Source organism: Alishewanella sp. HH-ZS, from assembly GCF_001704375.1.
GTDB classification, from domain to species: Bacteria; Pseudomonadota; Gammaproteobacteria; order Enterobacterales; family Alteromonadaceae; genus Alishewanella; species Alishewanella aestuarii.
Map to the genome: position 1 here is coordinate 1 of NZ_LZEJ01000057.1, position 11,621 is coordinate 11,621.

13 protein-coding genes are annotated in these 11,621 nt (G+C 50.6%); 7 read left to right on the top strand and 6 right to left on the bottom strand.

Features of this window, described 5'->3' with window-relative positions:
- The first annotated feature begins 445 nt into the window (after positions 1-445).
- The 7 genes from A9165_RS15420 to A9165_RS15450 all read left to right on the top strand — a co-directional run bounded on the left by A9165_RS15420 (position 446) and on the right by A9165_RS15450 (position 7,672).
- Positions 446-1,993 (top strand): GGDEF domain-containing protein, encoded by a 1,548-nt coding sequence (locus A9165_RS15420; RefSeq protein ID WP_065956542.1) that lies wholly within the window; start codon positions 446-448, stop codon positions 1,991-1,993.
- Positions 1,994-2,021: 28 nt separating this feature from the next.
- The gene (ppnN, locus tag A9165_RS15425) at positions 2,022-3,380 is read left to right on the top strand and encodes a nucleotide 5'-monophosphate nucleosidase PpnN (protein ID WP_065956543.1); all 1,359 of its coding nucleotides are present in this window, start codon (positions 2,022-2,024) and stop codon (positions 3,378-3,380) included.
- 3 nt (positions 3,381-3,383) lie between these two features.
- Entirely contained in the window at positions 3,384-4,196 is an 813-nt protein-coding gene (gene xni, locus A9165_RS15430; RefSeq protein ID WP_065956544.1) for a flap endonuclease Xni, read from the top strand.
- On the top strand, positions 4,193-4,597 hold the full coding sequence (locus tag A9165_RS15435; protein ID WP_065956545.1) for a DUF3192 domain-containing protein: 405 nt from the start codon (positions 4,193-4,195) through the stop codon (positions 4,595-4,597). The genes xni and A9165_RS15435 overlap by 4 nt, the downstream gene beginning before the upstream one ends.
- Positions 4,578-6,212 (top strand): hypothetical protein, encoded by a 1,635-nt coding sequence (locus A9165_RS15440; protein WP_065956546.1) that lies wholly within the window; start codon positions 4,578-4,580, stop codon positions 6,210-6,212. The genes A9165_RS15435 and A9165_RS15440 overlap by 20 nt, the downstream gene beginning before the upstream one ends.
- Positions 6,213-6,370: 158 nt before the next feature.
- A complete protein-coding gene (locus tag A9165_RS15445) occupies positions 6,371-7,378 on the top strand; it encodes an isocitrate dehydrogenase (RefSeq protein WP_008984290.1) in 1,008 nt (335 codons plus the stop codon).
- A gap of 69 nt (positions 7,379-7,447) precedes the next feature.
- A complete protein-coding gene (locus A9165_RS15450) occupies positions 7,448-7,672 on the top strand; it encodes a VF530 family DNA-binding protein (RefSeq protein WP_008607363.1) in 225 nt (74 codons plus the stop codon).
- 61 nt (positions 7,673-7,733) lie between these two features.
- Here the strand turns inward: A9165_RS15450 and A9165_RS15455 are convergent, their stop codons facing one another.
- The 6 genes from A9165_RS15455 to A9165_RS15480 all read right to left on the bottom strand — a co-directional run bounded on the left by A9165_RS15455 (position 7,734) and on the right by A9165_RS15480 (position 11,461).
- Positions 7,734-7,949: a hypothetical protein gene (locus A9165_RS15455; protein WP_065956547.1), complete on the bottom strand. Its 216-nt coding sequence runs from the start codon at positions 7,947-7,949 to the stop codon at positions 7,734-7,736.
- Positions 7,950-7,987: 38 nt separating this feature from the next.
- Positions 7,988-9,112 (bottom strand): serine hydrolase, encoded by a 1,125-nt coding sequence (locus A9165_RS15460; RefSeq protein WP_065956548.1) that lies wholly within the window; start codon positions 9,110-9,112, stop codon positions 7,988-7,990.
- A 30-nt stretch (positions 9,113-9,142) separates the two neighbouring features.
- On the bottom strand, positions 9,143-10,075 hold the full coding sequence (gene bla / locus A9165_RS15465) for a class A beta-lactamase (RefSeq protein ID WP_065956549.1): 933 nt from the start codon (positions 10,073-10,075) through the stop codon (positions 9,143-9,145).
- Positions 10,076-10,144: 69 nt separating this feature from the next.
- Entirely contained in the window at positions 10,145-10,375 is a 231-nt protein-coding gene (locus tag A9165_RS15470) for a hypothetical protein (protein ID WP_065956550.1), read from the bottom strand.
- A gap of 116 nt (positions 10,376-10,491) precedes the next feature.
- The gene (locus A9165_RS15475; protein ID WP_065956551.1) at positions 10,492-10,911 is read right to left on the bottom strand and encodes a lysozyme inhibitor LprI family protein; all 420 of its coding nucleotides are present in this window, start codon (positions 10,909-10,911) and stop codon (positions 10,492-10,494) included.
- A gap of 85 nt (positions 10,912-10,996) precedes the next feature.
- Positions 10,997-11,461 carry a hypothetical protein gene (locus tag A9165_RS15480; protein WP_065956552.1) on the bottom strand — a complete coding sequence of 155 codons (465 nt, stop codon included), beginning with the start codon at positions 11,459-11,461 and terminating at the stop codon, positions 10,997-10,999.
- Positions 11,462-11,621: the final 160 nt, after the last annotated feature.

Below are 11,621 nucleotides of genomic sequence, written 5' to 3' on the forward strand. Positions count from 1 at the left end.
CGCTGCGCGCCATGCCCGGCGCACCACAACAAAAAGCACCTTTTTCAGGTGCTTTTTTGCTTTCATTAACCATAAAACCGCAAAATCCCCGCTAAAAACTGAAAGCCAAAAGGTAAACTTTCACAACCACTTTCATTTTTGCGCTTTTTTTGCTCTAATAGCAGCGCCTGTCCCAACAGGCGCTGACTAACAGGGAAGCCGAAATATGTTACATCTTACCTCTACCGAAGAAAGCAGCTGGCTGCCGTACTATCTGACAAAATAAGTCAGAATCGTAGCAAGCTCAGCTTAAAAACAGCGCCATTGGCGCTGTTTTTCATGTTGAGCGAAGATTTGTTAATTCTTTATAAAAAAGGTCCAGCTTTTATCGGCGAACACTATTACATTCACGCTAAGGCAAGATATACTGGAAATATCAGGGACTTTCTGAATACTTCGAGTGCAGATGAATAATCAACAGCCGGATCTGAAACTGCAACTACAGGACGCCATTGGCGCACGCAAAGCACTGGAGCAAACTTACGAGCGGCAATTTCAACTTTTAGCGCAATTTGTGCAACGTTTATCTTATCTGTGCAAAGGTATCGACCTTGATCTTGACAACCGCTTAGCCAAATTACGTGCTGAGCTCGCCCGAAGTGTTGATCTGGAAAAACTACTGCCTTTTATCGAAGAAACCAGTCAGCAGATTAAACTGTTAGAACAGCGCCAGCAGCAGGAAATCCGTCAAGTGCAGTCAGAACTGACCGAAGCGGGCCGGCTGTTGCAAAAACAACGCGGCCTACCGGATCAGTTGCGCCGCGATCTGCGCCAATTACTAACCAAGGTTGAACAGCCAGCGGCCACTTTACAGGCTTTCTTGCCCCATCTCAGTAATCTGACGCAACTATACCAACTGGCTTTAAAAGCAAAACAACAGCTTGAACAACCTGATGCCGATGAAGATCGTTACTCACATATTTGCCGCCAGATCACGTTAGAACTAACCAACCTGCTCAGTGAACTGTCGTTTGCCGGTAAAGGTGCCATTGAAGTTGAACAAATCAAAGGCAGTTTACTGGGTAATCTCAGCGTTGAAGCCCTGTTAGATGCTTGCTTGCGCACCATAGGTATTATCGTACGCGGCATTAATGAAGAACGGCTGTCGGCTGAAGGCTTCCTGTTGCGCTTAAACGATGCCTTAACCGGGGTGCAACAAGCGGTAGAGGCTACCTTGCTCGGCTCCGATAAACTGGCCGAGAAATTACGCAATCTAAACCAGAAAATTGATGCGCAAATTGATCATTTGGGTAAACAAAGTCAGCAGGCAGAAAACCTGGAGCAACTGAAAAAACTGGTGATCCAGCGGATGAATGAACTGACGCTATCGCTGCAGGAAAAGCAATTGCTTGAAGAGCAGCAACGGCAGCAAATTCAGCTAACACTGGCCACCATGGAAACCAAGGTGCGGGAACTGGAACTGGAAGCCAGTAGCTTCCGCGAACGGCTGGCCGAGCAAACCTTCCGTAGTTTGCGCGATAGCCTGACCGAGATCCCAAACCGGGCCGCTTATGACGAACGTTTACAATTGGAATTCAAACGCTGGCAGCGTTTTGGCTCACCGCTGTGTATTGTGCTGGCAGATGTCGATCACTTTAAAAATATTAACGACAACTATGGGCACAGTGCTGGCGATAAAACGCTGAAAATTATTGCCAAGACCTTACAACAATCGATCCGGCAGACCGATTTTATCGCCCGCTACGGTGGCGAAGAGTTTGTGATCCTGCTACCGGATTCCAAACTACAAGACTTGCTGGAACCGCTAAACGTACTGCGGGAAAAAATCAAACAGATCCCGTTTAAATTTAAAAACAAACGGGTGCCAATCACCATTTCCTTTGGCGTAACTGAACTTAAAACTGGTGATACGCTGCAACTCGCTTTCGAGCGGGCAGACGAGGCACTCTATCAAGCAAAAAAGGCAGGCCGCGATCGGGTTGCCACCCGCTAGTTGGCTGCTTTTTCGAAGGAGACTCATTATGCAAGTGCATCTGAACCCCTTAGGGGCTATGGACCTATTATCACAGTTAGAAGTTGAACGCCTGCAACAAAATACCGAGCAGGAAACCTTTCAGCTATTTAGAAATTGTGCGCTGGCAGTACTGAACGTCGGCAGCGAAACCGACAGCTCTGCCGAGATCTACGACCAATACCGTGATTTTACCATTAACTTACTCAGCCGCGAGCGCGGCATTAAGATTGAGCTGAACAATCCGCCGGCGAGCGCCTTTGTTGATGGCCAGATTATCAAAGGCATTCACGAGCATCTGTTCGCAGTTTTGCGTGATATTCTGTTCTACCACACCCGCCATATTGCAGATACTAACCCACTGGATCTGACCAATGCTGTTCACTTAACGCATTCGGTATTTGATATTCTGCGTAACGCCAGGGCCATCGATGCCACCAGCGAGCCGAATATGATCGTGTGTTGGGGTGGCCACTCGATTAAAGAAGTGGAGTACGATTACACCAAAGAGGTGGGCTATCAACTGGGTTTACGTGGTCTGAATATTTGCACCGGTTGCGGCCCCGGCGCTATGAAAGGTCCGATGAAAGGCGCCACCATTGGCCATAGCAAACAACGGATCCGTAACGGTCGTTATCTGGGCCTTACTGAGCCAAGTATTATTGCTGCCGAACCGCCGAACCCCATTGTTAACGAGTTGGTGATCCTGCCGGATATAGAAAAACGGCTGGAAGCCTTTGTCCGGGTGGCGCACGGCATCATTATCTTCCCAGGTGGCGTCGGCACTGCTGAAGAACTGTTGTACCTGCTGGGCATTATGCTGGATGAGCGCAATCAGGCGCAGCAGTTACCAGTGATCCTAACCGGCCCGGCCAGCAGCGCGGCCTACTTTACCGAAATTGCCCACTTTGTCGAGCAAACCCTGGGTAAGGCGGCTTTAGATCTGTTCGAGATCATTATCGACGACCCGGCGGCAGTCGCGAAACGGTTAAAAACCGGCTGCCAGGATGTACGAACTTACCGTAAAACGGTCGGCGATGCTTACCACTTTAACTGGACCTTGCAAATCCAGCCGGAATTTCAGCAACCCTTTATCCCGAATCATCAGAATATGGCCGCACTGGACTTGCATCTGGATCAGGATAAAGCCAAGCTGGCAGCCAATTTACGCCGCGCTTTCTCGGGTATAGTGGCTGGTAACGTTAAAGATGAGGGCATTCGCGCAATCCGCCAACATGGCCCCTTTATCCTCAGAGGTGAACCGCGGTTAATGCAAATGATGGACAATCTGTTACAGGCCTTTGTGGAACAAGGACGAATGAAACTGCCTGGCAGCAAATATGAGCCATGCTACCGGATTGAGCGCTAACACATGGCCAGGGTTGTGCTGATCGATGCCTTAAATCTGATCCGGCGCTTATATGCGGTGCAGGAGCGCCCCTATTTGCCGCTGGCAGAAGAAGTTGCAGACACAACCCGGGCGCAGATCCAACGCAATACCCGCCAGATGCTAAAGCAGGCGATAGCCCGTTTACGCCAGGAACTACAACCCAGTCATGGCCTGATGGTATTTGACGGCGGCGGCAGTCAATGGCGGCAACAACTTTGCCCTTGCTATAAAGCGAACCGCAAACCGATGCCGGCGCTGCTGGCTGAGGTGCTACCCGAGCTACAGCAGGACACCGAGCAGCTTGGCCTGCGCTGTTTTAAGCAAAATGAATATGAAGCCGATGATGTGATTGCGACTATCGCCTGTAAAGTGCGTTTACATCAGCATGAAGCCATTATCGTCTCAACCGACAAAGGCTACTTCCCCCTGCTAAATCAGGGCGTACAGATTTATGATGCCTTTGGCCGCCACTTTGCCAGCGTTGCCAGCGTAAAAGAAAAATTTGGCGTAGCCCCGGAGCAGCTTGTCAGCTGGTGGAGCCTGGTGGGCGATAGCACCAATAATATTCCCGGTGTGGCTGGCATCGGGCCGAAAAGCGCAGAGGAACTGATGCAGTTGGGCAGCAGCTTAAATCAGGCACTGCAGCATCCGGATTGCCCGAAAAAACTGAAACAGAAAATTATTGATCATAAACAGGATATTCTGCTCTATACCCAGGTGCTGGCGTTACAAACCAACCTGGAACTGGGGATTAACCTGCAGGATATCCGCTTGTCGGTACAGGAACCGGGATGAAACTTAAGTTGTTAATGCTGTTAATTGGCGGAGCGCTGCTATATGTGCTGGCGACATACAGCGTATTGCGCTTTTATCCTGATGATCCGGCACAAATGAACTGGATGGATCGTGAAGCCTTTAATGCCCGCTTTATTGGCCGCCTGCAACCGGATGCCAGCATGCGGCAGGAGCTGCTGATTAGTCGTCTGGGTAGCCCGGATATCACCGAAGCCTTTCGCAGCGAGCAACAAATCTATCAGTTACTCTATTATCGCACGCACCGCAAAGCGGCTGATGGCATTACCACCGCAGATGAATGCACTGCCCTGTTGTTTGTCGACCGGCAACTGGTTGCCGTGGGCGAAGCAGCCGTAATCCAGTATCAGGCAGCAAAAGCCGATGTCAGCGGTCGCAGTTAACTGGCTTAACGCCTATCAGCAACTCAGTACCCTCAGTGAGCGGCTGCGCCAACCTGCCGACAACGACCTGCATCAATGCCTGCGCCAGGCGGCAGAGATCAATAAGACACTTTGTGAGCTGCTCAGCGTACAACCGGCTGCCGCCATCGCCCAACTTTCTTTTATTCCGGCAGAGACATCGCTGCTGGCCGCACAAGCCGTCAAAAGCTGGGTGTTGCTGGCGTTATGGGCTCGTCTGAAGCAGTGGCCGGCACAGCGTCGTGATACCCTCTGTACTGCTGGCTTACTGGCGGCCTGTTATACCGGCAATGCTAAGGCGCCAGCCGCCTTGTTATTGGCCAATAAACTAAAAAAACAACAGGTCGGTGGCATTACTACCAGTATCCTGGCTGGCAGCTACACCGAGCTACAGCATCGTCGTCCCTGGCAGGTGCATCATGACAGTCCGCTATTAACTCTGGCATTACAGCTGGCACAGGCGGTGCAACCGGCGGCGTCTTCGGCTCAGGCACTGTCTACTGTGATTAGCTCTCTGATCCTTGAGCCACCGTCAGAGCAGGTGCTGCAGGAGCTAAATCAACTGGCCAGGCTGGCACCTGCACTATATTTATGTGGCCGGCTGGCCCGGGATCAGGTTGGCCGTTACTGGCTGATTTGCCAGGTCGAGTACAGCGACTTTCTGACCGTGCAGTATTGGCCGGAGCAACAACGCTGTGCCACTGAGCTGCACAAAATGCCGCGCGAAGAGCTGGAGTTATTACCCCCTGCGGTATTGTTGCCTCAGCATTGGCTGGACTGGCTCCAAATGCCGGCACTGGCAGAAGCCGTGATCCCAACCCCGAAGCAGTTACTGGAACATTCGGTATTACAGCGGCTGCATACGCAGGATCTGGATGCCCAGGTGCAGTTGCTGCAAAAGCAACCTCTGCTGGCACAGTATTTACTTGAGAACGCCAGCCACAGTAACCGCCGGCAAACACTGGTACACCGGCTGCGCCATGCCTTAGCGATCTTTGGTCAACAGCAGCTACCGCTGGCCGTAGCCCGCGCCGAACTGTTGCAATACCTGCAGCTACAAGCCAGCAGTCAGCAGCTGTTTCTGCGTGATTTACAGCAATTGCTATTCGAGGCACTGCTGCTATTGGGGCGCTATTTACCGCAGCCACTGACACCACAACAGGCCGGCGTACTGGCAGCCTGTTTAAGCGCGCCGCTGTGGCACCATCCAACATTAAATGCGGTGCCGTTAAGCCGCTGTACGGACCAAGGCTGGCTGCTGCCTGAGCTGGCGCAGCAGTATTTATTGGAGCCACAACGCAGCCAACGGCTAAGTGCTGCTCTGCTGCATCATTATCAGCTCCCCTTCTGGGCCGAAGCGGCCTTATGCCAGTACCTGCCACTGGATAACGCCAGGCAGCAGGCCCGTGGTCAACATGGCTTTTTCCTGCGCTGTTGCTGGCAACTTTGCTTTAGTCTGTTGCGTTATCCCGACGCCCAGCCGGCAACAGCACAGTTGTTACAACAACTGCAGCAGTTATTTGCACTGCCAGAATCGTCCATCGCCTTCTGGCAGCAAGAATTATTGGCGGCGGCCAATCCGCACTGCTCACTCTGACCCACTACTATTCATCATATTTATATTGCTTATTCGCAAACCGACGAAAGTCTGGTTGGCATAATCTGGCTGCAAACTGGCATTTTTGCTATAATCCTGCCGTTCAGCGCCAGCCAGCCTGGCCATAAATTAAAAAAATGTTGCAGCTAAGGATCCCCATGAGTAAGCAAACGATTACCGTCATCAAAGGTGATGGCATTGGCCCAAGTATTGTAGAAGCCGCCATTCAGGTATTAGAGAAGGCCGGTTGTGATTTTAACTACGAGTATGTCGATGCCGGTTTAACCGCACTGGAAAAAACCGGTGAGTTATTACCACAGGCGACACTGGATGCGATTGCCCGCAATAAAATTACCTTAAAAGGCCCGTTAACTACGCCGGTAGGCGAAGGTTTTACCTCAATTAACGTTACGCTGCGCAAAAAATTCAACCTGTACGCCAACGTACGTCCGGTAATTTCTTTTAAAGGCACCAAGGCGCGTTACGAGAATATCGACATTATCACCATCCGGGAAAATACCGAGGGGATGTACTCAGGTCACGGCCAGACCGTATCAGAAGACGGTCAAACGGCGATGGCGTCCAGCATTGTTACCAAAGAAGGTGCGCGCCGCATTGCAGAATTTGCCTTTGAAACAGCCCGCCGTGAAAAGCGCAAAAAGGTTACCATAGTACACAAGGCGAATATCCTGAAATCAACCTCAGGTTTATTCCTGAAAACGGCGCGCGAAGTGGCACAGCAGTATCCGGATATCGAAGCCCAGGAAATGATCGTTGATAATACCTGTATGCAGCTGGTGATGAACCCACAGCAGTTTGATGTTATCGTGACAACCAACCTGTTCGGCGATATTTTATCGGATCTTTGCGCTGGCTTAGTCGGCGGCTTAGGTATGGCACCGGGCGCTAATATCGGCAAAGATTGTGCGATTTTTGAAGCCGTGCACGGCAGTGCGCCGGATATCGCCGGTAAAAATCTGGCTAACCCCAGCTCAGTGATCCTGGCGTCAATTCAGATGCTGGAATATCTGGAAATGAAAGATAAAGCCGAGAAAATCCTGACCGCACTGCGGGATGTGATTGCCTCAGGCGACCGTACTACCCGCGATCTGGGCGGCAGCTTCGGTACCACCGACTTTACCCAGGCCGTATTAGAGCGGCTGTAACAGCGCTTTGGTAATACCACCTGAACTGTTAAGATAGCCACCTTGAGTGGCTATTTTTTTGGAACGAACATGACCCAGGCCAATAATCCGCTACACGGCGTAACACTGGAACAGATTGTCACGGCACTGGCCGCGCACTATGGTTGGGATGGCCTAGCCCGACAGATTGATCTAAATTGCTTTAAAAAAGATCCCTCGGTAAAAAGCAGCCTGAAATTTCTGCGTAAAACCCCCTGGGCGCGGGAAAAAGTCGAAGCCCTGTTTATTGCCACTAAGCTGCAACCTAAGTCTTAGCCCTAAGTTTTGTCGCCGGTACTTTGCGATAGCGGTAATCATAGTCAAAAACTTAGCCTGGCTATTTCGCAAATAGATCCGTTAAAACATTTTTGACAAAATAGGATACGGCGGCAACTACAGTAATAGGTGCCAGCAAAGGAATAACATGAAGTGCCATCTGCTCATAGAAACCAATCAGCAACATAAAGATGATTGGTGTCATTGCTATCAGTAGCGTCATGCCGTAATGTTTTTTAACGCTAGTCGCTATTTCTGCCTCGGTTATTCTATCCATTAAAGCTGTGCTCCTGTTAAAGCGTAAAACTTGTCGACTTAAATATCAGTGAAAGGTGCAGCCTGACTAAGCAGAATTGGTAGCATATGCTCTCTGCTTAGCCGATGATGGGTCGCATTAGCATATTTATTGTTATGCGCATTAAGTAGCAACACCAGCAGTAAATCCCGTTCGGGTACAAACTGGATCAGGGCAGTGTAGCCATAATCAGTGCTGCCGCCCATCTGGATAATCACTTCGTCGCCACTGCTTGCCTGCGCCAGGCTACCGAGCAGCCAGCGTTCATTTGCCGGGCTAAATACCAAATTAGGTGCCCCGGCAGCAAAGAGACTGCCTTGTTTAAGGGCCATCGACCAGCGCTGCAAATCATCGATGGAGCTAACCATCCCCCCGGCCCCCACCAGTGCCCAGGTAAGACCTTTTTCATAGGTGGTGCTACCCTGCGCATCACCACCGTAACCGCGGGCAAGGTTAGCCTGCGCCAGCCGGCGATCCTGATAAAAACCGGTGTTATCTAACTGGAGTGGTGTTAGCAGCTGCTGCTGAATATAGGTTTGAAACGGCTGCCCGCTTACTGTTTCAACAATAGCCGCTAACAAGGTATAGCCAGCGTTAGAGTAAGCAACTTTTTCACCCGGCCTGGCAAGCAGCGGTAATGCTAAGATACGGGCTTCAGCTTGCGCCTTGTCCATTACCTCAAAGTCAGAGTCATTATGGAAGTTATCTAAACCGCTACTATGCCCCAACAGTTGTTGGATGGTAATGGGCTTTAAGGCCTCAGGCGCCGTGGGGTAATAGTGTGCAAGGGTATCAGACAAGCTAAGCTGCCCGCTCTGCGCCAGCTGCAACACCGCCGCTGCGGTAAAGGTTTTTGCGATAGAGCCCATATCGGAGATCACGGCCGACTGATTTGCGATAACTCCGCCCCGATCAGCGCAGCCATAGGCAGTTTTAAAAACCACCTGTTCGCCCTGCACAACCAATATCAGGCCATCGAAAGTACCGGCCAGATGCTCACGCTGCAATTCAGCAGCCAGCGCCGTGATCACAGGATCGCCGGCCTGAATAATCGGATTAACAGTGCGGCACTCAGGAATACTGCTACAGCCCGCCTGCATACTGACAATAAGCAGCAAGCTGCCCCACCCTACAAAGTACCGCATACACACTCCTGCTTAGTTTGGTATAGCAAGCTAGGCCAAAGCCCACTCAGCGGCGATCCGGCCCACATCAGCCAGAACAGCCTGATGTCGATCTTCAATTTGCCCGGTATATTCGCCACTATCAAAATACGCCGCGATAATAATTGGGCTGCGACCCGGCGGAAAGGTAATGGCGATATCATTATATTTATTGGTCGTGCCCTCGGTCCGCCCGGTTCCGGTTTTATTACCGCTACGCCAGGTGGCAGGAAGGCCGGCACGCAGCCGTTTCGAGCCAGTATTGGTGCTTTCCATCCATTGCAGCAGGCGCTGTCGCGAGTCTTGTTGCAGCAGCTCACCGCAGGTTATCCGCTGCACCAGCTGCGCCATCGCCCGCGGCGTTGTGGTATCACGCAGATCTGCCGACAGTACTAAGCCAAGATCAGGTTCATAGCGATCAAGCCGGGTGATATTGTCGCCCATTTCGCGAAACTTAGCGGTAACCATAGCGGGGCCCCCCAGGCGTTTCACCAGCAGATTGGCGGCAACGCCATCGCTGAACTGCTGGGCGGCTTGCAACAAAGCTATGATAGTCATACCACCTTTGGCCAGATGCTCACGCGTTACCGGTGCCCAGGGTAACAGGTCAGCTTCAGAGTATGGCAACATTTCGTCCAGATCTAGCCTGCCCTGATCCGCCTCGCGCAAATAGGCCGCGGCGAGTGCCAGCTTAAAGGTTGAGCACATAGCAAAGTATTCATCCAGGCGATTACCGCTAACTTCGCCGGTTGCGGTATCAAGCAAGCATACACCCAGCCGAGCATGGCCTACCTCAAGCGCCTGCAACCTTTTTGCAGCATCAAAACGGCGGGCAGGCAGGCCGGTGGCGGAGACATTGGCGGCAGTCGTAGTCGCCATTGCCGGGATAGCCAGCAAGGTTGTTGTAGCGGCACAGCTAAGTAAAAAATCTCGTCTGGTGAGCATCTGGTTTCTTCTTTAATAAGTGTTAAGTTAGAATGGCAGCAATACCAATATCTTGATGCCAAACTAATACTATCGCATTGCGATTTTTGGGTTAAACACCAGCACCACAAGCCAAATCCCCAGCGAGAGCGCGCGTTGCAAACAAAAGAACGTAGCAAAGAATACCGCATACTGCGATAAAGAGCTGCCGCTGTAAAACGGCAGCGAATATTCCGCTGTTTTGAATAGCAACAATGTAGCAATAAAACCTAGGAAAGAGGTGATAGACATAAACCACCACTTGCGCTCTAACCAAGACATCACTAGCTCCTGCTATCTTGTAAAGTAACGAAACCAGAATTGTAGCGCTGGATAAATGCAGTTTTACTCATGCTGCGCTAACATTATTAAAGTCCATTTAAATCCCTTTTTAAATTTTAAAGTGATGTGTCGGGCTCCGGTAAGATAGCGGGCGTGCCATCCATATAGCTTAGGAAGTTTTTCCAGATGTCATGACTTCTTTGCTTAGTTAACTGGGTTTTGCAAGAAAATGCCATCACACCGCGAATTGAACCGTCGCGCCATTGCATGTAGACCGAATTACAATGAGATAACCGATAGGCCTGCCAGTCCGTTTGCGCGGCGTTGATTGCATTGACTAACTCAAGATCATCTGCGTTATGCGCTAAGCTGGCGGCAAGGTATCTGGCCAGCTCTGCTTCTGCCGAGTCTAAAGCCATGCTCGCGCACCGATTCATCTCAAGCGTACTCATCGCGTTCTGACAATCAAGAGGCGGGTTCTCTGCCATGGCTGAACATGAAAGGCCAAAGAGGACCAGCAACATCCAGGTTTTCATAAGTTTCTCCAGATGCAAAAGTTCCCGCATCAAAGGTTTGCAACTAACCATCTGAGTTGCCCCCAGCAGCGAGTAATACGCTTTATCAAACGCCTTCCTTAACCGCCTCGATTTGCGCAATATCTGCTACCCGGATATGGGTCTGAAAGTAATATTTACCTGACGGTTGGCGTTGAGCATTAATAAAGTCAATTCTGACACGTTGTGCATCCCCTTTTACCCGTATTGTTTTACCGATAAAAAACTCTTCCGGCGTCACACCGTACTGTGCTATTAATAATGGGATGATATTGGGGTGCAGAGCGACTGTGATGTTGCGTTGGTCACGATAGTCGAGTTCTGTATTCAGATACACGACAGGGCCTTGTTTGCCGGCGGCTTTGATATTTAATACATATTCGCCCGTCACTCCCGCTGGTGCAGAGGCCGCCGCATTTCTGATAATCTCCATGGTATCTGATGCTGTAACAGCTTGCCCAGTTGCAGGTTGGTTAGTAGTGACACTGCAGCCAGTCAGCATGAAAACACCAGCTAAAACTACCCATTTCATTTTTACTTCCTTATAAACGTTTACTGTTTAAATTAAGCCCAGAAATTTTGTCTGGATTTCGCAGCACCTTCTATGTAAGCACCTAAAAATACTAGTAAAATTACTCATCAGTGAAACAGCTTAGACAAAGGTTATTACCCAGGGCGAGATCGCGAACGTT

Excerpts from the sequence above, each read along its gene's own strand:
- A9165_RS15420 (WP_065956542.1), top strand. The coding sequence starts at position 446 with ATGAATAATCAACAGCCGGATCTGAAACTGCAACTACAGGACGCCATT.
- ppnN (WP_065956543.1), top strand. The coding sequence starts at position 2,022 with ATGCAAGTGCATCTGAACCCCTTAGGGGCTATGGACCTATTATCACAG.
- xni (WP_065956544.1), top strand. The coding sequence starts at position 3,384 with ATGGCCAGGGTTGTGCTGATCGATGCCTTAAATCTGATCCGGCGCTTA.
- A9165_RS15435 (WP_065956545.1), top strand. The coding sequence starts at position 4,193 with ATGAAACTTAAGTTGTTAATGCTGTTAATTGGCGGAGCGCTGCTATAT.
- A9165_RS15440 (WP_065956546.1), top strand. The coding sequence starts at position 4,578 with ATGTCAGCGGTCGCAGTTAACTGGCTTAACGCCTATCAGCAACTCAGT.
- A9165_RS15445 (WP_008984290.1), top strand. The coding sequence starts at position 6,371 with ATGAGTAAGCAAACGATTACCGTCATCAAAGGTGATGGCATTGGCCCA.
- A9165_RS15450 (WP_008607363.1), top strand. The coding sequence starts at position 7,448 with ATGACCCAGGCCAATAATCCGCTACACGGCGTAACACTGGAACAGATT.
- A9165_RS15455 (WP_065956547.1), bottom strand. The coding sequence starts at position 7,949 with ATGGATAGAATAACCGAGGCAGAAATAGCGACTAGCGTTAAAAAACAT.
- A9165_RS15460 (WP_065956548.1), bottom strand. The coding sequence starts at position 9,112 with ATGCGGTACTTTGTAGGGTGGGGCAGCTTGCTGCTTATTGTCAGTATG.
- bla (WP_065956549.1), bottom strand. The coding sequence starts at position 10,075 with ATGCTCACCAGACGAGATTTTTTACTTAGCTGTGCCGCTACAACAACC.
- A9165_RS15470 (WP_065956550.1), bottom strand. The coding sequence starts at position 10,375 with ATGTCTTGGTTAGAGCGCAAGTGGTGGTTTATGTCTATCACCTCTTTC.
- A9165_RS15475 (WP_065956551.1), bottom strand. The coding sequence starts at position 10,911 with ATGAAAACCTGGATGTTGCTGGTCCTCTTTGGCCTTTCATGTTCAGCC.
- A9165_RS15480 (WP_065956552.1), bottom strand. The coding sequence starts at position 11,461 with ATGAAATGGGTAGTTTTAGCTGGTGTTTTCATGCTGACTGGCTGCAGT.